Genomic DNA, 20414 nt, shown 5'->3' with positions numbered 1-20414 from the left:
CGGTCCCCGTACCCGGCCCGGTCGGCCCTGCCGGCCGGTCAGCGACGTCCCGCACCGCTGGGTGGGCGTTCCGGTTTCAGCCGGGCCTGCAGGCGCATGACGACGTGGCCGAGACCGGACAGGGCACAGGCGATGGCCAGGTCGGTGGGTGGGAGTGGTTCGGTGCCCAGCAGTTCCCGCAGAGGTGGCAAGTAGACGCCGGCGGCCTGGAGGTCCAGTGCCACGCCCACGGCGACCAGCAGGAAGGGGTTGGCCAGGCTGCCGGGGCGGGCCCGGGAGCCGAGCGCCACGCCGAGCTGGGTGGCGCCGAGGACCAGGAACACCATGGACTGCCAGGGTCGTCCGGTCTCCTGGGCCCAGATGCCGACCGCGAGGGTCACCGTGGCGATGAAGGTGCCCATGAGCAGGATCCGCAGCCACAGGCCGGCGCCCAGCACGCTCTCCTCCGGCGGCCGGGGCGGGTGGCGCATCGCGTCCGGGGCGACGGGTTCCGCGCCCAGCGCGACACCGGGCAGGCCGTGCGTGAGCAGGTTGATCCACAGGATCTGAGCGGGCAGCAGCGGCAGCGGCATCCCCAGGAACGGACCGAGGAGCATGACCAGGATCTCCGCGGTACCGCCGGAGAGCCCGTAGAGCAGGAACCGGCGCACGTTCGCGGAGACACGGCGTCCCTCCTCGACGGCGGACACGATGGTGGCCGGGTTGTCGTCGGCGAGCACGAGATCGGCCGCCTGGCGTGCGACCTCGGTGCCACGCCGTCCCATGGCGACGCCGATGTCCGCCCGCCGCAGGGCGGGGCCGTCGTTGACGCCGTCCCCCGTCATCGCCACCACCTGCCCGGCGCCGCGCCACGCCTGGACGATGTCCAGTTTCTGCTCGGGAGTGGTCCGGGCGTAGACCCGTACGTCCGTCAGGTCGCCCGCCGTGCCTTCCCTGATGCGTCCGCCCGTGGTGACTTCCTCGTCATGGGAGGCGATGCCGAGACGTTCGGCCATGGCCCGTGCGGTGAGCGGGTGGTCGCCGGTGATCAGCACGGGGACGATGCCGGCCCGTCTGCAGGCGGCGATGGTCTGCTCGGAGGTGCTGCGGGGCGGGTCCAGGATGCCGACGAGCCCGAGGAGTGTCAGGCCCGACTCCCATGTCGGGGGCCGCCGCACCGGGTTCTCATGGTCGGCCGAGGCGACGGCGAGTACGCGGTACCCACGGCGTGCCAGCGCCTCCGCCTGTGCGGCTGCCCGGAAGACGACGTCGGGCACGTCGGCCAGTGTCTGCGGCCGGAGCAAGGATTCCGGCGCACCCTTGCACGCGACCAGCACACCGCCCTCCGGTCGGCGGTGCACGGTCGTCATGCGTTTGCGGTCGCTGTCGAACGGAATCTCCTCCAGCCGCGGCAGCTGACGGTCCAACACCGCCCGGTCCAGCCCGAGGCGGGCGCCGGCCACCAGCAGGGCGGCCTCCGTGGGATCGCCCAGCGCACTCCACTGCGCGGTCCCGTCCGACGGGGGCTCGAGTGCCGCGTCATTGCACAGCGTCGCCACCCGCAGCAGCGCGGCCAGGTCGGGTGCGTCGTCCGCGGTCACCGTCTCGCCGTCGCGGACCACCCGGCCCTCGGGGTCGTAGCCCGTGCCCACGACCGCTGCCTGTCCGAGCGGTGTCCACAGCCGCTCGGCCACCATCCGGCCCTCGGTCAGGGTGCCGGTCTTGTCGGTGGCGATCACGGTCACCGAGCCCAGCGTCTCCACCGCCGGCAGTCGGCGGACGACGGCGTGCCGGCCGGCCATCCGCCGTGCTCCCAGGGCCAGCGCGAGGGTCACCACAGCGGGGAGGGATTCGGGAACGGCGGCGACGGCGAGACTGATCGCCGCGACGATCATCAGCTCCACGGGCTGTCCGCGCACCAGCCCGAGCGCGAGCACCACCGCGCACAGCGCCACGGTGACGGCCGCCAGTGTCCGGCCGAACCTCGCCAGCCGGTGCTGGAGCGGAGTCAGCCCGGGCGCGGCCCCCATCAGGGAGGCGATCCGGCCTAGTGCGCTGTCCGCACCGGTGGCCGTGACCACGACACGTCCGCGGCCACGGACGACGACCGTGCCCGCCGACACCGCCCCGCGCGCATCGTCACCGCCCGGTGTCTTCTCCACCGGCACGGACTCACCCGTGAGCGAGGACTCGTCCGCCAGCAGCAACGTCGCTGCCAGCACGTCCGCGTCCGCCGGAACGATGTCCCCCTCGGCCAGCAGAACCAGATCACCGGGAACCACCTCGGCAGCCGGGATGGAGCGTTCCTCGCCGTCCCGCACCACCCTGGCCGCGGGGGCACTCATCACGGACAGGGCCATCACCGCCTGTTCCGCCCGTACCTCCTGCACGACGCCGACCACCGTGTTCACGGTGATCACGAGCAGGATCACGGCGGCATCCGAGAGGTCGCCGGTGGCGATCGTCAGGGCGGCGGCCACGAGCAGGACGAGGATCAGCGGGTCGCGCAACTGCTGCAGTACCCGCCGCCACACCGGGACCCGCGGCTCGGCGGGGATCTCGTTGGGCCCGTGCGATTCCAGCCGCCGCGCGGCCTCGTCCGACGACAGGCCCGGGTGGGGCGTGCTTCGGGGGCCGCCTTGGCCCGCGCCGGAGGTCCGGCCGTCCCCGTGCCCGTTCATGACGCCCGCCCGTGGTCGGCGGCGTAGGCGGCGAAAACGTCCGTCGGTGCGCCGCCCGTGTGGAGGAAACGCTGGTCGAGGATGGCGGCGAGGTCTCTCAGCGCACCGGCGAGCAGATCAGCCGCCAGTCGTACCTCGGGCCGCGTCGCCGCCTGTGCGTGGTCGGCGAGCTCGGCGGCGTAGCCGACCATGGCGGCCAGCGACGAGTGGTCCTCCCCGTCATGGAAGTAGTAGGCCTCGGCGTACTGCGTGAAGTCGATCCGGACGCGTGCGACTTCGACGGCCACGCTGTGCAGCAGCAGTGCCCCCGCGGTGCAGTCGATCTGCCGCGTCGCCGGTCCCGCGTCGCGCAGCAGCGCCAGCCGGATGGCCAGGACCCTCCTGCGCGTCAGCGCCGGGTAGATCTCCAGCACCCAGGAGACCGTCGCCGTCAGGAGGGCGAAGCCGACAAGGGCCTCCAGCGGCGAGACCAGGCGGAGCCATCCCTCGCCGGGCGCGATGTCCCCCAGCCCCAGGGTCGCGACGGTGACGAGCGACAGGTACACCGAGTCGAGCAACGCGGGCTCCTGTGCCGCCTTGGAACCCGGCGAGAAGGTGAACGCCCCGGGCATGTGGGGCCAGTAGACGATGGCCCAGCCGAGGATGACGGTGGCGGCCCACATGCCCACGACCGTGATCATGGCGAGCGGTCCGACCAGTCCGACCACCCGCCTGCGGGCACGGAAGCGCCGGGCCAGTCGCCACAGGGCGGTCATGACGAGGCGGCTCAGCCCGCCGTGACGGGTGGGGTGCCAGAGGGTGTGGAACAGGTCCCGCAGGGTGACCATGACGAGCCCCGCGCCCAGCAGCGAGATCAACCACTCCACGCGCGCCTCCCACGGCCGTGTCCCCCCAAGCCGACCCCCGCTCCCGGAGCGTAGGCGGATCACGACGCCACCGCGGGGACGAATCGCCGCGCTCCCGGGCCGCATCCCACCGGATCAACTCGTCGGCAGCATCAGCGTGCAGGTCTCTCCGGGAGCGACGGTGACGGCCCGGTCGGCCAGCACCACGCGGATCGGTGACTCCTCCGAGTCGGGGACGCGGATCTCCAGTTGTCCGCGCCGGCGTCGTACGCCGACACCCCAGTGGCCGCGATAACGGAGCGAGAACCCGTACTCGGACAGTGCCGGCAGAGGCACCGGATCCAGCCACAGGGCGTCCTCGCGCGTCTCCAGTCCCGTCAGTCCGCGCTGGACCAGATCGAGGGTGCCGGCCATCGCGCCGAGGTGGATGCCTTCGCCGGTGGTGCCGCCCTGGATGTCGGCGATGTCGGCCTCCAGGGCTTCCTGGACGTACTGCCACGCCTCGGCTCGACTGGCGCGGGCGAGGACCAGGCCGTGGACGAGCCCGCTGAGCGTGGAGCCGTGGCTCGTGCGTCGAAGGTAGTAGTCGACGGTCCCGCGCCAGACCTCGTCGTCCAGCTCGTAGCCGAGGCGGCGGAAGAGCTGCCCCAGCTCGGCGGGCGAGAACAGGTAGCCGAGCATGAGGACGTCGGCCTGCTTGGACGCCTTGTAGCGGTTGACCGTGTCGCCCTCGGCCTCCAGGATCCTGTCCAGTCGCCGGATGCTGTCGTAGCGTGCCCGGTAGGCGTCCCAGTCCAGCTCGGTGAGGTCGTCATAGCCGTCGAACTGGCTGATGACGCCTTGGTGGAACGGCACCCGCAGCCGCCGGGAGACCTCCTCCCACCTCGGCAGGTCGCTCGCGTCCAGCCGGACGCGCTCGAGCAGTTCCCGCCGCCGCCAGGCGGGAAGGTGCCGCAGCAGGTGCAGGGCGCGGGTGAGGACCCAGGCGGCGGTCACGTTGGTGTACGTGTTGTCGTCCAGTCCCGGCCGGTCGGCTCCCGGGTAGCTGTCGTGGTACTCGTCGGGGCCGACGACGCCGCAGATGCGGTAGCGGCCCGTGGCCGGGTCGAAGGCCGCGAGGTCCACCCAGTAGCGGGCGATCTGCACCAGCATCTCCGCGCCCTTGGTGTGCAGGTACTCGGTGTCGCCGGTGGCCTCGCAGTACTGCCACACGTTGTAGGCGATCGCCGAGCCCACGTGGTGCTGGAGCCGGGAGTGGTCGGGAAGCCAGCGCCCTGAGCGGGGGTTCAGGTGCCACTCCTGGGTCTCCTCCCGGCCGTCGCTGCCGCTCTGCCAGGGGTACATCGCCCCGACTCGGCCGGTCGCGGCAGCGGCCCGGCAGGCGCGCGGGAGGCGCCGGTACCGGTAGTCCAGCAACGCCCGGGACACATCCGGGAAGTGCAGGTTGAGATACGGCAGGACGAACAGTTCGTCCCAGAAGACGTGCCCCCGGTACGCCTCGCCGTGCAGCCCGCGGGCCGGCACGCCCACGTCCAGGTCCGCGGTGTGCGGGGACAGCGTCTGAAGGACGTGGAAGAGGTGGAAGCGCAGGACGCGGCCGGCCTCGCCGGGAACCCGGAGCTCCGCGCGCCGCCACAGCCGCTCCCACGCCTCGACGTGCGAGTCCACCAGGGACGGGAAGCCCGCGGCCGTGGACACCCGGTCGGCCGCTGCCCCGAGCGGGTCGCTGATCGCCGTGTCGCGTGAGGTGTGCAGGGCCACCGTCTTCTCCACGACGACGGGCCGGCCCGGGGCGATCGGGACCACCAGGCGGTGCACCGCACGACGGCGGGCCGGGGGGAAGCCCGACGAGACCGCGGCCCCTTCGGCGAGAACCGTCCGGGCGGCCATGGCGACGCCGATGTCCGAGGTGCTGGTGCGGCAGCTCAGCCAGACCGTGTCGGGCTCCCGCGTCCCCGCCCGCACACGCGTCAGATGGCTCCGGTCGAGGGCGCGGTAACGGTGCACGTTGCCATTGATCACCTCGCCGTCGAGACAGGACTCGATCTCGATCTCTCCCGCCCGGTCCTCGGCCGTGAAGACCGTCCGCAGCGCGGCCAGGTGAGGATCCCCCATGTGCACCAGACGGGTCTGCTCGACACCGAGCACCCCCGCGTCGTCGTCCCGGAAGCGAAGTGTGCGGGTGAGCGTGGCCCGACGCAGGTCCAGGACGTGCCGGTATTCCAGAAGGGCGTGCGTGTCCGGGGAGAACCACGAGCCCCACGCTCCCTCGGAGCGGCGCATACGGAACCGCAGAAGCAGCCAGTTCGGGAGGTTGACCAGGTCCTCGTTCACCACGCGCCGTTCCGCCACGGTCGACTCCAGGCGGTTGTAGCACCCGGCCGCGTAGGTTCCCGGGTAGTGCACCAGACCGGCCCTGCGCTCGGGAACCGCGCCCCGTGTGGCGAAACAGCCGTTGCCGAGCGTGCAGAGTGATTCACGCAAGCGCTCGGCAGCGGGGTCGTACCCCTCGTACTCCCATGTCCACTCCGGCATCCGTCGCCCTCCCCGTCTCCCCCGACGAGATGTGTGGGAGCGCGCGGCGCGCGCCCGGGTTCAGACCCGCTGCGGGACGACGGCCACCGGGCACCCGGCGTGATGCAGCAGGGCGTGCGCCACCCTGCCGAGCTGCAGTCCGAAGGGGCCGTGCCGCCGCAGAGCACCGACCACCACCAGGTCGGCCTCGGCCGAGGCGTCCAGGAGGACCTTGTGTGCGGGGCCTTCGACCGCCTGGCGGTGCACGTCGACCTGTGGGTGATTCCGAACGACGGCACGCAGTGCGTCGGTGAGGAGGGCGGAGGCCCGTTCCTCGTGCGCACCCGCGGCATCGTCCGCGATGAGGGGGTGGTCCACGTGCTCGTGGGCAGGGCGGCGCCAGGCCCGTACGGCGTGCAGGGCGCAGCCGCGCGCCTCGGCCTCGGCGAAGGCGAACCGCTGGGCGGCCGAACCCTGTGTGGAGTCTCCGACGCCGACCACCACCCGTCCGAAGGCCCCCTGCCGGTTCCGCTCCCCGCCGCGGACCACGATGACCGGACACACGGCACGAGCCGCCACCGCGAGGCTGACCGAGCCCAGCAGCAGCCCGGCGACCTCTCCACGGCCGCGGGAGCCCATGACCAGGGCGGAGGACTCGTTGGCCGCGTGCAGCAGAGCGGACACGGCGTCCTCGGGCAGTACGTCGGTCGAGACCTCGACCTCAGGGTCGCGCAGCCGGGCACGTTCCGCGCAGGACGCGGCGATGTGCTGGGCCATGATCTCCTCCGCCGGACGGTCGGTACCGAAGGAGGGGCGGCTTCCCTCGTACCGCTCCCACAGCGAGGCGTGGACGAGCCGCAGCGGCAGCCTGCGGCGGGCCGCCTCGTCCACGGCCCAGTCCACGGCCTGCAGGCTGGGATCCGATCCGTCGACTCCCACCACCAGCGGCAGTTCCATGGCTACCACCTTCCTACCCGGCCGCTGCCACGAGGCCCTGTCAATACCGTCGCACCGCGCGGGCTCCGTCGCGACACGTGGGCCGGCTCCCGCAGGGCGCCTCTCGGCCCGGGTTGGCACCGTGCCGGATTGCGACGATCGTGGAGACAGGTGGCGTGAGGAGGTTCGCCGTGCCCGAGACCCCGCACATCGTGAGCGATGTGATGACCCGGACGGTCGTGGCCGTGGGACGCGAGGCGCCCTTCAAGGAGATCGTCCGGACCATGGAGCAGTGGAAGGTCAGTGCCATGCCGGTCCTGGAGGGTGACGGGCGCGTCATCGGCGTCGTGTCCGAGGCGGACCTGCTGCCCAAGGAGGAGTTCCACGACAGCGACCCGAGCCTCTTCGAGAGCCGTCGGCGGCTGTCCGACCTCGCGAAGGCGGGGGCGGTGACGGCGGGGGAGCTCATGAGCACCCCCGCGATCACGGTCCACCCCGATGCCACCTTGGCGCAGGCGGCGAGGATCATGGCCGTCCGCGGCGTCAAGCGGCTGCCGGTGGTCGACGAGGTGGACATGCTCCAGGGCATCGTCAGCCGAGCCGACCTGCTGAAGGTCTTCCTGCGGCCGGACGAGGACATCGAGGAGGAGGTGCGCCGCACCGTGGTGGCCTACCTCTTCCCGGGCTTCAGCCACGCCATCCACGTGGACGTGCACGAAGGTGTCGTCGTCCTCCGCGGGCACATCCAGGACACCTCGCTCATCTCGGTCGCCGCACGTCTCGTGCGCGCCGTGGAGGGTGTCGTGGACGTCGAGCCGCATCTCACCGGCGGGTCGGCCGGTCCGGACGAGCCCGAGGACACCCCACCTCGTTGACCCGTGTCGTGTGCCCGTCGCCGAGGGCGGGTCAGGGCTGGATGCCGAGTACCTCCGAGACCGGGCGGCGGGGGGCGGGGTCCTTTGGGGCCGTAGCCCAGGCGCAGGGGGCGACAGGCCGCACCCGTGCGCGGGGTGGTCCGGCCGAGGGCACTGGCCGGCACGTCCGTCCCGGAAGGTGGTCGCGCGAGGGGCCGACGGCGGAACCGCCGGCCCCTCGCGGAGAAGCGACGCCGCCTCCCGCGAACCGGGGCGGATTCCGGCGGCGGGTCCCGCTCCGGCTCAGCCGGTGATCTCGACGCGGTGCGCCTTGCCCTGCTCGGTCTTCGGGACGCGCACCGTGAGGACTCCGTTCGTCAGGTCCGCGCTGATGTGCTCGGTGTCGGAGTTCGGCGGCAGGGTGGTGCGGTAGTCGAACTGCCCCATGCGACGGGAGTGCCTGCGGACCACCCCGGTGTGTTCCCTCTCCTTGATCTCACCGTGGATGTCCAGCTCGCCCTCGCCGACCTCCACGGTGACCTGGTCCTTCTCCACGCCGGGCAGCTCCAGTTCCACCAGGTAGGCGTCCTCGGTGTCCACGACGTCGGCCAGCGGCGCCCACGGCCCGGCCGTGCCGAACTCGGGGTAACCGCCGACGGGGAAGACGGCGTGCATGAGCTGGTCCATGCGCGTGCGGAGATCCTCCAGCTCATGCCAGGCTGCGGGCAGCCCATGCCTGGTGTGTCGTGCGGGTTGGGTCATGGTGATACTCCTCGGCTTGCTGTGCCGGTGTCGCTCATGTGGGCCATCCGACGACCTGACGGGTCGTCCGCGGCGCGCCCACACCCTCGATGTCGCGCTCGGCCGCGTTCAGCAACTGCTGGGCCAGGTTGTTCATCGCCCTGCCTGCCGCCAGTTCGTCGCCGATCTCCGGTACGTTCGCGTCAGCCGGATGGCAGTGCGCGGTCCCTTGGCCGGTGAGCGCCATGGTGCCGGTGTCCAGCACCACGTGTGCCTTCGTCGTTCCCTCGTCGTCCTCGAAGAGGTGGAGTCGGACCTTCCACTCCGCCGTGTGCGGCATCGTTTCCCTCCTCACCTCGGTGCGGACCGGTGCGGTCCGCGCGTGGTCGGTTCTGGTTCCGGGGGCCGTGGCGAACCGGCCGACATGTGTATCTCGATGCGCTGCCGGACCCGGTCGGTGAGTTCGCGCAGCCGCTCGGAGGCCGTCGCACGGGGAGGCACGGGTTCCCGGATCCGGCGGGCCGCCTTCGGCAGCGCGGCCAGATCCGCGGCGAATCTCTGTCGGCATTCGCCGAGCGTGGGCCTGGCGCCGGTGCGTCGTCCGTCCCTCATCACCGTTTCCAGCAGCGGCTCTCCGTCATCCGGTGGCTGCTCGTCGGCGAGCCCGATCACGTCGGCACAGCCCGGACGGCGGAACGCCTGTTTGGGGCCCGGTGCGGTCACTTTCGCCGACGAGAGCTTCATCACCGGCCGTCCGTCGTACTCCACCATCTTGTACGCGGAGTCCAGGTACGGCGCGTCGGCCGAGACCCCGACGCGGGTGCCGACGGCGTACGTGTCGATCGGCGCGCCAGAGCGGACCAGGTCGTCGACGGCGTACTCGTCGAGACCGCCGCTGACGACGATTCCCACGTACCGCAGCTGCGCCTCGTCGAGGAGGGCGCGCGCCCGTGCCGCCAGGGCTCCGAGGTCGCCGCTGTCCAGCCGTACGGCCGAGCCGGGCCCGCGGCCCAGGTCCCGCAGGACGCGCGCCGCGACGCGGACGCCTTCCTCGGTGTCGTACGTGTCCACCAGAAACGTGAGCGGGCCGGAGTGGGCACGTGCGAAGGCACGGAAAGCGTCCTCCTCGGTGGCGAACGCCTCCACGAAGGAGTGGGCCATCGTACCGATGGCGGGGATCCCCAAGGTCGTGGCAGCCGCCACGTTGCTGGTCCCGGCGAAGCCGGCCATCGCCCCGAGCCGGGCCGCCTGGAACCCGGCCTGCGGGCCGTGGGTGCGCCGCAGGGAGAAGTCCACGACCGGATGCCCGGCCGCCGCGAGCACGCAGCGTGCGGTTTTGGAGGCGATCGCCGTCTGGTGGTTGAGCTGGTTGAGCACGTATGTCTCGACGAACTGCGCCTGCGGAAGCGGAGCGGTCACCTCCAGCAGGGGCTCTCCGGCGAGGACGATCCGCCCCTCGGGCACCGCCCGCACGTCGCCGGTGAACTCCAGCCCCAGCAGGGGTTCCAGATCCCGCCGCGGCCGGTTCAGAGCGGCAGCGAAAGCGTCGACGTCCGTCGGTCCGACATGAAGGCCGGACAGGTGGTCCAGGGCCGAATCCAGCCCCGCGGCGACCAGGAAGCCCCGCTCGGCCGGCAGGTCGCGGACGAAGAGGCTGAACGTCGCTGGACCCGTCATGCCCTCCCGCAGGTAGGACATGGCCATCGTCACTTCGTACAGATCGGTGGTCGTCGCATCGGACATCGGCGTCGCCTCCTCGGCTCCCGTCCGGGTTCCCTGCCGGTCACCGGCGGAAGCGCGCGGACCACAGGGGCTCCACCAGGTCCCACTCGGAGTCCCACTGCGCGTACCTTCCGTGGTCCAGCACATGGCGCACGCCCGCGCGCGCCGCGTAGACGCCCGCGACCACGCCGACCGCCGCCATGCCGGCCACGAACCAGCCATTGGTCCTCGCGGCGAGCTCGCTCATCGGCGGACCGGTGATGCCGCCGTCCCGGTCCACCCATACCCGCACCGAGGTCCCCTTGGGCGTTCCGGATGTCACGAGGGTCGTGCCGGTCCGTACCGCACCGCTGCCGTCGGTCCAGCGGACCGCCGCCCGTTGCTTCCCGTCCGCGGTGACGCCCTTGACGGTCGACGTCAGCCGGGCCGTGACCTCGTGCCGTTCCACTGACTGGGCCTGCGCGCTGCGCATCGACGCCTCGTACGCCGTCAGCCCCGCGCCCAGCGCGGCCGCCGGCAGCCCGAGGAGGAGGACCAGCATCAGGAAGCGGCGGAACCAGGACTCGAACCTGTCGGACGTACGGCACAGGGGGTTCGCCCGCTTAGGCACGTGCTCCTGGCGTGGCGAGGGTGGGCCGGACGCGTGCGGCGGATTCTGCGTACTCATGTCTCGGCCTCCAGCAGGTCGCCGGCCGTTCCCCCGTCACCCCGTCCCATCATCGAACAGCAGCGGGTCCCGCTCACAGGGGCCGAAGGTCCTTGGCAGCACGACATCCGGTCGCGCCGGGCAACGTGTGCCTCCGAGGCCGTGCCAGGAGTACCCGTACGGCAGCTCGCTCGCCGGCCGGGCCGACGGTCCCGGTTGCCCGGGCGTCCTTGCGGAGCGACGGTTGAGGGAGCCGGGCGAGTCGGCCAGGGAGTGGGTGACCATGCGAGCGCTCGTCTACCACGGCCCCGGACAGATCTCCTGGGACACGGTCGAGGATCCGGCGATCGAGGACCCCGCCGACGCCGTCGTACGCGTCGACGCCACCAGCGTCTGCGGCACCGATCTGCACATCCTCCGCGGAGACCTCCCCGAGGTGAAACCGGGGACGATCCTCGGCCACGAGGCCGTCGGCGAGGTCGTGGAGGTCGGCAGCGACGTGCACGACCTGCGCCCGGGGGACCAGGTGATCGTCTCGTCCGTCTCGGCCTGCGGCCACTGCCAGTCGTGCCGTGACGGCCTGTACGGACAGTGCCGCGGTGGCGGCGGATGGGCCCTGGGAAGTCTGATCAACGGAACCCAGGCCGAGCTGGTGCGGGTACCCTTCGCCGACTTCTCCACCCACCGGCGGCCCTGGAACCTCCCTCTCGACGACGCGGTCCTGCTCTGCGAAGTCCTCCCCACCGCCTACGAGATCGGAGTGCGCAACGGACACGTGAGCCCGGGAGACGTCGTGGCGGTGGTGGGCGCGGGCCCCGTCGGCCTCGCCACGGCCATCGTCGCCCGGCTCCTCACACCCCGCCGGATCATCGTGGTGGACCTGTCCACCACAAGGCTGGAAGCCGCGGCCCGACTGCGACTCGCCGACGCCGCCGAACTGCCGGGGAAGATGATCGCCGAACTGTCCGAGGGACCCGGCGCCGACGTGGTCATCGAGGCGACGGGCGAACCGGACGGCTTCGTCCTGTCCACCCGCGCCGTCCGCACCGGAGGACACATCGCCAGCATCGGCACCCACGGCAGACCGGTCACCCTGCACCTGGAATCCCTCTGGCGCAAGAACGTCCTGATCAGCACCGGACAGGTGGACACGTCCTCCACCCCCTGGCTGATGGAACTGGTGCAGTACGGACGCCTGCACGTCTCCCCCCTGATCACCCACACCTTCACCCTCGATCAGACACCCGACGCCTACGACGTCTTCTCGCACAGCGCCACCTCCGGCGCCCTCAAAGTCGTGATGCACCGCGAGTGAACGCGCGCCGCGAGATCCGGGCCATGAGAAGCGGGCGGCTCGCCGCCCGCCGACATGCAGCCGGGGACGCGCTCGGCGACTCTGGAGACCTGGGGCAGTGCCGGGAGGAGCACCCATGCACTGGGAAACCATCCACAAGGACACCGAGCCGGTGGTCTCACCCCGTCTCGCCGACTACGGCCGAGCCCGCGCCCGCTTCACCTGGTCCCAGGCCCGCAGCGCACTGGCCGGACTGCCCACCGGCGGGCTCAACATCGCCCACGAGGCCGTCGACCGGCACGCTGCCTCCGACCACGCGGACAAGGTCGCGTTGCGGTGCGTCGGCCGGGACGACTCCGTCTCGACCGTCACCTACGCGGAACTGGCCCGCCGTACCGCCCGCTTCGCGAACGTCCTGCGGTCGCTCGGCGTCGGCCGCGGGGACCGGGTCTTCACCCTGCTCGGCCGCTGCCCCGAGCTGTACACGGCGGTGCTGGGCACGTTGAAGAACACCAGTGTGCTCTGCCCTCTCTTCTCCGCCTTCGGTCCGGACCCCGTGGAGCAGCGGCTCAGGCTCGGGGACGCGCAGGTCCTGGTCACCACGGCGGCCCTGTACCGGCGCAAGGTCGTCGACCGCCGGGGATCCGTCCCCGGGCTGAAGCACGTCCTGATCGTCGGTGCCGGAGCGGAGGAGCTGCCCGGCACGGCGTCCTTCGACGGCCTGATGTCCGCCGCCCCGGACACCTTCACCATCCCGCCGACATCGCCCGACGACATGGCCCTGCTGCACTTCACCAGCGGCACCACCGGCACTCCCAAAGGAGCGGTGCATGTGCACGAGGCCGTGGTCGCGCACTACTCCACGGCAGCGTACGCACTCGACCTGCACCCGCAGGACGTGTACTGGTGCACCGCCGATCCCGGCTGGGTCACCGGCATGTCGTACGGGATCGTCGCCCCGCTCGTCCACGGCGTGACACTGGTCGTCGACGAGGGCGACTACGACGCCCGGCGCTGGTACCGGATCCTCGGTGAGCAGCGGGTCACCGTCTGGTACACCGCCCCCACGGCCCTGCGGATGCTGATGCGCGCCACTCCGCGCGAAGGTCCGTACGATCTGCCGCGCTCCTACGATCTGTCGGCCCTGCGTTTCATCGCCTCCGTCGGTGAACCTCTCAACCCGGAGGCCGTCGTGTGGGGCCGGGACGTGCTGGGGCTGCCCGTGCACGACAACTGGTGGCAGACGGAGACCGGCTCCATCATGATCGCGAACTTCGCGGCCTGCGAGATCCGGCCCGGCTCGATGGGACGTCCGCTGCCCGGCGTCGAGGCGACCGTGCTGGAGCAGGGCGAGGACGGCCGGGCGCTGGTGGTCGACGGCAGGGTCACGGAGGTGGAACGCCCGCAGATCGAGGGCGAGTTGGCTCTGCGGCCGGGCTGGCCGTCGATGTTCCGCGGATATCTGCACGACGAGGAACGCTACGACGCGGCGTTCGTGGGCGGCTGGTACCTGACCGGCGACCTGGTCCGCCGGGACGCGGACGGCTGGTACTGGTTCGTGGGGCGCGCCGACGACGTCATCAAGTCGGCCGGGCACCTGATCGGCCCGTTCGAGGTGGAGAGCGCGCTGATGGAGCACTCGGCGGTCGCCGAGGCCGGGGTGATCGGCCGGCCGGACCCGGTCGCCGGGAACGTCGTCAAGGCGTTCGTGTCGCTGCGGCCGGGTGTCGATCCCACTCCGGACCTGGAGCGGGAGCTGCTGGCCTTCGGGCGCCGCAAGCTGGGCCCCGCCGTCGCGCCGCGCGAGATCGCGTTCGACCAGCACCTGCCCAAGACCCGCAGCGGGAAGGTGATGCGCCGCCTGCTGCGTGCGCGTGAACTGGGCCTGCCCACGGGCGACCTGTCGACCTTGGAGGGATCCGCATGAGCGTGGCACGCCCCGCCCGCACACGGAGGGAGCCGGCGGTTCCGGGGGCCGCCAAGCGGACCGCGGCGGCCAAGCGGAACGCGAGCACCGCGGCTCCGGTCCGGCACGGGGCCGCCGGACACCGGACGGACATGCTGGAGGCGATGCTGCGCATCCGGCGCTTCGAGGAGCGGTGCGTCGAGCTGTACAGCGCCGCGAAGATCCGCGGCTTCGTCCACCTCTACATCGGCGAGGAGGCCGTCGCCGTCGGCGTCAACGAGGCACTGACGCCGCAGGACGCGGTGGTCTCCACCTACCGGGAACACGGCCACGCCCTGGCCCGCGGGATCACGGCCGAGGCCGTCATGGCCGAGATGTACGGCAGGACCACCGGGTGCAGCGGCGGCCGGGGTGGATCGATGCACCTGTTCGACGTAAGCCGCCGCTTCTACGGCGGTAACGCCATCGTCGCCGGCGGACTCCCCCTGGCCGCAGGCCTCGCCCTCGCCGACCGTATGCGCGGACAGGCCGACGTCACCTGCTGCTTCTTCGGTGACGGGGCCTTCGCCGAGGGCGAGTTCCACGAGACCGCGAACCTGGCGGCCCTGTGGAAGCTGCCCCTGCTGCTCGTGTGCGAGAACAACCGCTACGCCATGGGCACGGCCCTCGAACGGCACGAGGCGCAGACCGACCTCGCCATGCGCGCCGCCTCCTACGGCATGGTCGCCTGGGCCGTGGACGGCATGGACGTCGAAGCCGTCGAACATGCCGCCAGGCGGGCCGTCGAGGGCATCCGGGCCGGCACCGGACCGCACTTCCTGGAACTGCGCACGTACCGCTTCCGCGCCCACTCGATGTACGACCCGGACCGCTACCGCGGCAAGGCGGAGATAGAGCGGTGGAAGGAGCGGGACCCGATCAGCCTGCTCATCGACCGCATGCGCGAGCACGGTGAGCTGGGCGACAAGGAACTGGCCCGGATCGAGCAGCGGATCACCGACGACATCGGCCACGCCGTCGAAGCCGCCGAGCAGGCACCCGAGGAGCCGGTCGAGAACCTGCTCCGCCACGTCACCAGTTCCCCGGCGGGGGCGGTGAGCCGACCATGGGAGCCGGAGTGACGCAAGAGGCGAAGACGACCTACCGGGAGGCGATGCGCGAGGCGCTCCGGGAGGCGCTGCGCTCCGACGACCGGGTCTTCCTGATGGGCGAGGACGTCGGCCGGTACGGCGGATGCTTCGGCGTCAGCCTCGGCCTGCTGGAGGAGTTCGGACCCGAACGAGTCCGGGACACCCCGCTGTCGGAGTCCGCCTTCGTGGGCGCCGGCATCGGCGCCGCGCTGGCCGGGATGCGGCCCATCGTCGAGATCATGACCGTCAACTTCAGCCTGCTCGCCCTCGACCAGATCCTCAACAACGCGGCCACCCTGCTGCACATGTCGGGCGGCCAGCTGCCTGTGCCGCTGGTCATCCGCATGACCACGGGCGCCGGACGGCAACTCGCCGCCCAGCACTCGCACAGCCTGGAAGGCTGGTACGCGCACATCCCCGGCATTCGCGTGCTCACCCCCGCAACCCTCGAGGACGCCCGCCACATGCTGGCTCCGGCGCTCGCCGACCCCGACCCCGTACTGATCTTCGAGCACGGCAGCCTCTACAACGTCTCCGGTGAACTCCTGGCGCCCGCCCAACCCGTGGACCTGGACCACGCCGCGGTCCGCCGCCCCGGCACCGACGTCTCCCTGATCACGTACGGCGGTTCACTGCCCAAGACCCTGGCGGCGGCGGACGAGTTGGCCACCGAGGGCATCAGCGCCGAAGTGATCGACCTGCGCACGCTCCGTCCGCTCGACGGCACGGCCCTCAGCGCATCCGTGGCGCGTACCCACCGGGCGGTGGTCGTCGACGAGGCGTGGCGGACGGGAAGCTTCGCCGCCGAGGTGTCCGCCCGCATCGCCGAAGGGTCGTTCTACGACCTGGACGCGCCGGTCGAGCGGGTGTGCAGTGCGGAGGTCCCCATGCCGTACGCCAGGCGGCTGGAGGAGGCCGCCCTGCCGCAGCCGTCCGACATCGTCGCGGCGGCGCACCGAGCGGTGGACTGATCATGGCCGAATTCACCATGCCGTCCCTCGGCGCGGACATGGACGAAGGAACGCTCCTGGAATGGCTCGTGGGACCCGGGGACCTCGTCCACAAGGGCGATCCGGTCGCGGTCGTCGAAACGGCCAAGTCGACGATCGAGGTGGAGTGCTTCGAAACCGGGACCATGACGGAGCTGCTCGTCCAGCCCGGCACGACGGTGCCGGTGGGCACGGCGCTCGCGGTGATCGGGTCGGCAAAAAAGCGACGCCCCGCCCGTCCGACACCCGAGAAGGCCGCGCCCGTCGAGGTTCCCACGTCTCCCGGGCCTCCTTCCCCTCCGCCCGAACCCGCGGCGGTCCCGCCGCCGGCACCGCCCGCCGCTCGGCAGCCCGGCCACCTCGAGGTCGGCCCCCTCGTCCGGCACCTCGCGGAGCAGGGTGGGGTCGACCTGGAGACGCTGCACGGCTCCGGACCCGGTGGGCGCGTCACCCGGACCGACGTCGAACATGCGGCAGCCGCCCGAGCCGGTACGGGGACACCGCGTGTGCGGGCCACCCCCCTCGCCCGGCGGCTCGCCGCCGAACTGGGCGTCGACCTCGCCACGGTGAGGGGCACGGGCAGGGAGTCGGCCGTCCGCGCCGCGGACGTACGCCAGGCAGCCCCGGGCCCATCGGTCCCGGTCGTGCCCACGGCCGCCACCCCGGTGCGTCCCGCCCCAGCAGGTCCTCATGCCGCGCACCCGTCTGAGGACCGTGCGGCCGCCATGCGCCAGGCGATCGCCGGGCTGATGAGCCGCGCCAACCGGGACATCCCCCACTACTACCTGTCCACGACCGTCGACATGGCCGCCGCGTCGTACTGGCTGCACGAGCACAACCGCGGCAGCCCGGTCGGTGAGCGGCTGCTGCCCGCGGCGCTGTTGCTCAAGGCGGCGGCCCTGGCCGCCCGGGAGGTACCCGAGCTCAACGGCTTCTGGACCGACGGCCGTTTCACAGCCGGCGAGGGCGTCCACCTCGGCGTGGCCGTCTCCCTGCGCGGCGGAGGGCTCGTCGCTCCCGTACTGCACCACGCCGACACGCTGGCCCTTCCACAGGTGATGACCGCCCTGAAGGACCTGGTCACCCGGGCCCGCACAGGCAGGCTGCGCGGTTCCGAGGTGTCCGGGGCCACGATCACCGTCACCAATCTCGGCGATCAGGGCGTGGAGACCGTCTTCGGCGTGATCCACCCGCCCCAGGTGGGCCTGGTCGGTTTCGGGCGCGTGGTCGACCGGCCGTGTGCCGTCGACGGCCTGCTGGGCGTGCGCCCCATGGTCACGGCGACTCTCTCCGCCGACCACCGGGCGACGGACGGCGCCGTCGGCGCCCGTTACCTCACGACGGTCGCCCGCCTCCTGCAGAACCCGGAGCAGCTGTGAGCATGAACCGTACCGACGCACTCGACATGGTCAGGGAATCGATCTCCACCGTCATCCCCGGCGCCGACGTCGCCGCCCTCGGGCCCGACGACGTGTTCCGCGACGTGCTCGAGATGGACTCCCTGGATTTCCTGAGCTTCGTGGAGGTACTCAGCGAACGCTCCGGCGTCCGCATCGAGGACGAGGACACACCCCAGCTCACCACACTGTCCGCCGCCGCCGACTTCCTGGTCGCCCACACGCGGTGACTTGTCCCTGTGAACCCATGTCCTCGACCGGGCCGACGGCGGCTCAGGCCTCCTCGATCTCGTCGACGACACCGACCACGTCGTCGATGTCCCGCACCGCCGCGACCAGTTCGCGGACGACCGCCTTGTCCAGTCGTCCCGTCATCGTCACCACGCCGTTCTCGACGACGACGTGGACGGCGCGCGGGTCCGGCATGTGCTGAGCGACCAGGGACGCGACCTCGGTCCTGATCTCGGCGTCGTCACGGATCAGGGCCCGCAGCAGGTCGCGGCGGCTCACCACACCGACGAGCCGGCCGCGGTAGTCGGTCACGGGGAGCCGCTTGAGCCGCGCGTGTGCGGCCTTCCACGCGGCGTCCGCCACTCGCTCCGCCGGGTGGACCGTGACCGGCGGAAAGGTCATCAACGTGGCGGCCGTGTCGCCGTGGCTCTTCTCGTACAGTCGGTGCTGCCACAGCCTGCCGACGGGTCCGTGCCGGCGCGGTTCCGCCAGTACGGCGGCCTTGGCCAGCAGGTCGGACTCCGAGACGACACCGATGACGTGGTCGTCGGCGTCGACCACCGGGACCGCGCCCACCTGTTCGCGGGCGAGTGTGTGGGCGACGTCCAGGAACGGCATGTCGCCGGGGACGGAGGCGGCCGGAACCTGCATGACGTCCCGCACACGGAGGGCCGCCGGTTCTCGGGCGGGCGGCTCGGGTGCGGCGGTGGCGGGTGGCTCGGGCGCTTCCCCCTGCCGAGCGGGCTCGGGGCCCTTGACTCTCCTCGCCGACGCGGCGGCTGCGACTACCGCCAGGTAGCGCCCAAGCGCGTCCTTGCGCGGCTCCTCCCCCGGTGTCCACGGCCGACCCGGCGTGGTGTGGCGGGCTTCCTTCTGAGTGGAGCTCTGCTCGAAGTCGCTCACGGCTGCCTCCCGGGGATGCCGTCCGCCTACGGGCTCAGTCTCGCACCGCTCCCCAGGCGCGGCCTCCGGGCCGCACGGACCCGCGTGCGGAAGAGGTGCTCCGGTGCGGCGCGACACGCCCTCGCCCACCGGGGAGACTGGGAAGCGGGGCCGACGCCCTACGCGAGGAGAATTCGTGACGGGTTTCCGGGACTTTCTGACACGGTTCCGGCCGACGGCATCGCCCGGCCGGGCCGCACCAGGCGGTGTCCCCGCGGACCGCTCTGCCGAACTCCGCGCGGAACTAGGACCGTCCTTGGGCCTGCTCGAACAGGCAGAGGCCGAAGCCCGGGCCGTACGCCGGCAGGCCGACGCGGCCGCCGCGTCACGTCGGCGGGAGGCCGAAAGGCAGGCCGAGGAGATCGTGGCCGAGGCACGTGAGGAAGCCGAGCGGGTACGGGCGCGCACCGCCGAGCGGGTGCTGCGCGCCGCTGAGGGAAAGGCGGCGGCACTGCTCGCCGGCTCGGAGCGCGAGGCCGTCGTCGTACGCGACCGGGCCAGGAGCCGGATGCCCGCGTTCGCCGACCGTGTGGTCGCGCGGGTGCTGGAGGACCTCGCGGCGGAGCAGGTGTCCCCCGCGACACCGGAGGAGCAGGGGCCTTCGGGCCGGAGGCCGCGGGACGGTGGTCCGTGATGAGCGCCGGATGGGTGGCGGGCGTGACCCGGGCGCGCGCTCTGCGAACCCGGTGTCTGGGAGTCGAGAGCATCAGAGAGGTTGCCGCGTCCCCCACCCTGGAGGACGCCCTCCGGTACCTGTCGGCCACCCCCTATCGGCGCGACGTCACCCCGGGTGCCACGTGCTCCGAAGCCCAACGCGCGGTCTCGGCGACAGTGCTGTGGCATCTGCGGATCCTCGCCGGCTGGCAACCGGCCGTCGGCGCGGACGCCGTCCGAGCGCTGGCTGCGGGATTCGAGATCTCCAACACCGAAGACCATTTGAGGGCTCTCGTGGCCGACTCCCGGCAGCCGGCAAGCCAACGCCGTCGCCTCCCGCCCTACCGTCTGGGCGGGCTGGCGATGGCCTGGGGGCGGCTGGCCCGCACCCGAACGCCGTCGGAGTTGCGAAGCGCGCTGGCGGCATCCGTCTGGGGGGACCCCGGGGGCGACTCGCCGGCCGCAGTCGCCACTGGGATGCGGGTCTCCGCCGCCCTGCACCTCGCCGCCGCCGTCCCCGACGCGGCCCGCTGGGCGGCGGCCCGGCTCGCGGTGTTGTTCGGCCGTGAGGTGTTCGTCGTCGGCCGCCGGATGCCGGACGTCTCCACCCGCCGGGCGGCCCGTCTGCTCGGCCGGCGAGCGGTGGCCGCGGGATCGTACGCCGACTTCCGGCAGGTGCTGCCGCCGGCGGCGAGGTGGCTGCTGGACGACATCGACGAGGCGGCGGACCTGTGGCGGGCCGAGGCACGGTGGTGGGGCGACGTCGAACGGGACGGCCTGGAACTGCTGCGCCGGTTCCGCCTCGGTCCGCAGCCGGTCGTGGGGGCCGTGGCACTGCTGTCCGCCGACGCGTGGCGGACCCGCGGCGCGCTGGAACTGGCCGCCCGTGGCGGCGGCCCCGCGGACTGGCCCGCGGAGGTGCTGGATGCTCCGGGCTGAGGCGGCAGTCCCCG

At 72.3% G+C, this 20414-nt stretch carries 18 protein-coding genes; 9 read left to right on the top strand and 9 right to left on the bottom strand.

Annotated elements, in window-relative coordinates; translation table 11 throughout:
- Positions 1-38 precede the first annotated feature (38 nt).
- The 4 genes from ACSU6L_RS34430 to ACSU6L_RS34415 all read right to left on the bottom strand — a co-directional run bounded on the left by ACSU6L_RS34430 (position 39) and on the right by ACSU6L_RS34415 (position 6976).
- Complete coding sequence (locus ACSU6L_RS34430; protein ID WP_437063276.1) at positions 39-2660, bottom strand: cation-translocating P-type ATPase; 2622 nt, start codon at positions 2658-2660, stop codon at positions 39-41.
- Positions 2657-3526 carry a potassium channel family protein gene (locus tag ACSU6L_RS34425; RefSeq protein WP_437063274.1) on the bottom strand — a complete coding sequence of 290 codons (870 nt, stop codon included), beginning with the start codon at positions 3524-3526 and terminating at the stop codon, positions 2657-2659. Before ACSU6L_RS34425 ends, ACSU6L_RS34430 begins: the two co-directional genes overlap by 4 nt.
- 114 nt (positions 3527-3640) lie before the next feature.
- Entirely contained in the window at positions 3641-6040 is a 2400-nt protein-coding gene (locus tag ACSU6L_RS34420; RefSeq protein ID WP_437063272.1) for a glycoside hydrolase family 65 protein, read from the bottom strand.
- A gap of 60 nt (positions 6041-6100) precedes the next feature.
- The gene (locus ACSU6L_RS34415) at positions 6101-6976 is read right to left on the bottom strand and encodes a universal stress protein (protein WP_437063270.1); all 876 of its coding nucleotides are present in this window, start codon (positions 6974-6976) and stop codon (positions 6101-6103) included.
- A 170-nt stretch (positions 6977-7146) separates the two neighbouring features.
- Here ACSU6L_RS34415 and ACSU6L_RS34410 point away from each other — a divergent pair, with 170 nt between their 5' ends.
- A complete protein-coding gene (locus ACSU6L_RS34410) occupies positions 7147-7830 on the top strand; it encodes a CBS domain-containing protein (RefSeq protein ID WP_437063268.1) in 684 nt (227 codons plus the stop codon).
- Positions 7831-8112: 282 nt separating this feature from the next.
- Here the strand turns inward: ACSU6L_RS34410 and ACSU6L_RS34405 are convergent, their stop codons facing one another.
- Genes ACSU6L_RS34405 through ACSU6L_RS34390 form a run of 4 tightly spaced genes read right to left on the bottom strand, consistent with a single transcriptional unit; the run spans position 8113 to position 10939 of the window.
- Positions 8113-8571: an Hsp20/alpha crystallin family protein gene (locus tag ACSU6L_RS34405; RefSeq protein WP_437063266.1), complete on the bottom strand. Its 459-nt coding sequence runs from the start codon at positions 8569-8571 to the stop codon at positions 8113-8115.
- 34 nt (positions 8572-8605) lie between these two features.
- The gene (locus tag ACSU6L_RS34400) at positions 8606-8890 is read right to left on the bottom strand and encodes a DUF1876 domain-containing protein (protein WP_437063264.1); all 285 of its coding nucleotides are present in this window, start codon (positions 8888-8890) and stop codon (positions 8606-8608) included.
- An 11-nt stretch (positions 8891-8901) separates the two neighbouring features.
- Entirely contained in the window at positions 8902-10293 is a 1392-nt protein-coding gene (locus ACSU6L_RS34395) for a nicotinate phosphoribosyltransferase (protein WP_437063262.1), read from the bottom strand.
- Between the two features lie 40 nt (positions 10294-10333).
- Positions 10334-10939 (bottom strand): Rv1733c family protein, encoded by a 606-nt coding sequence (locus ACSU6L_RS34390; protein ID WP_437063260.1) that lies wholly within the window; start codon positions 10937-10939, stop codon positions 10334-10336.
- Positions 10940-11201: 262 nt separating this feature from the next.
- Between ACSU6L_RS34390 and ACSU6L_RS34385 the strand changes: the two genes are divergently transcribed.
- The 6 genes from ACSU6L_RS34385 (at position 11202) to ACSU6L_RS34360 (ending at position 17864) form a co-directional block, all read left to right on the top strand.
- Positions 11202-12233: an alcohol dehydrogenase catalytic domain-containing protein gene (locus tag ACSU6L_RS34385; RefSeq protein ID WP_437063258.1), complete on the top strand. Its 1032-nt coding sequence runs from the start codon at positions 11202-11204 to the stop codon at positions 12231-12233.
- A 115-nt stretch (positions 12234-12348) separates the two neighbouring features.
- Positions 12349-14139, top strand: a complete 1791-nt coding sequence (acsA, locus tag ACSU6L_RS34380) for an acetate--CoA ligase (RefSeq protein WP_437063256.1) — start codon at positions 12349-12351, stop codon at positions 14137-14139.
- Positions 14136-15239, top strand: a complete 1104-nt coding sequence (pdhA, locus tag ACSU6L_RS34375; RefSeq protein ID WP_437063254.1) for a pyruvate dehydrogenase (acetyl-transferring) E1 component subunit alpha — start codon at positions 14136-14138, stop codon at positions 15237-15239. The genes acsA and pdhA overlap by 4 nt, the downstream gene beginning before the upstream one ends.
- Positions 15224-16219 carry an alpha-ketoacid dehydrogenase subunit beta gene (locus tag ACSU6L_RS34370; protein WP_437063252.1) on the top strand — a complete coding sequence of 332 codons (996 nt, stop codon included), beginning with the start codon at positions 15224-15226 and terminating at the stop codon, positions 16217-16219. The genes pdhA and ACSU6L_RS34370 overlap by 16 nt, the downstream gene beginning before the upstream one ends.
- Positions 16220-16221: 2 nt before the next feature.
- Positions 16222-17616 (top strand): 2-oxo acid dehydrogenase subunit E2, encoded by a 1395-nt coding sequence (locus tag ACSU6L_RS34365; RefSeq protein WP_437063250.1) that lies wholly within the window; start codon positions 16222-16224, stop codon positions 17614-17616.
- Between the two features lie 2 nt (positions 17617-17618).
- Positions 17619-17864, top strand: a complete 246-nt coding sequence (locus tag ACSU6L_RS34360) for an acyl carrier protein (RefSeq protein ID WP_437063248.1) — start codon at positions 17619-17621, stop codon at positions 17862-17864.
- A gap of 43 nt (positions 17865-17907) precedes the next feature.
- On the opposite strand, the gene ACSU6L_RS34355 is transcribed toward ACSU6L_RS34360, so the two are convergent.
- Positions 17908-18768: a CBS domain-containing protein gene (locus ACSU6L_RS34355; protein WP_437063246.1), complete on the bottom strand. Its 861-nt coding sequence runs from the start codon at positions 18766-18768 to the stop codon at positions 17908-17910.
- 295 nt (positions 18769-19063) lie between these two features.
- On the opposite strand from ACSU6L_RS34355, the gene ACSU6L_RS34350 reads away from it, so the two are divergent.
- Positions 19064-19441 (top strand): hypothetical protein, encoded by a 378-nt coding sequence (locus ACSU6L_RS34350; RefSeq protein ID WP_437063244.1) that lies wholly within the window; start codon positions 19064-19066, stop codon positions 19439-19441.
- Complete coding sequence (locus ACSU6L_RS34345; RefSeq protein ID WP_437063242.1) at positions 19441-20400, top strand: V-type ATPase subunit; 960 nt, start codon at positions 19441-19443, stop codon at positions 20398-20400. Before ACSU6L_RS34350 ends, ACSU6L_RS34345 begins: the two co-directional genes overlap by 1 nt.
- Positions 20401-20414: the final 14 nt, after the last annotated feature.

This window comes from Streptomyces sp. enrichment culture, assembly GCF_964272855.1.
Taxonomy (GTDB): domain Bacteria; phylum Actinomycetota; class Actinomycetes; order Streptomycetales; family Streptomycetaceae; genus Streptomyces.
This window is presented reverse-complemented; position numbering and strand designations above follow the sequence as displayed.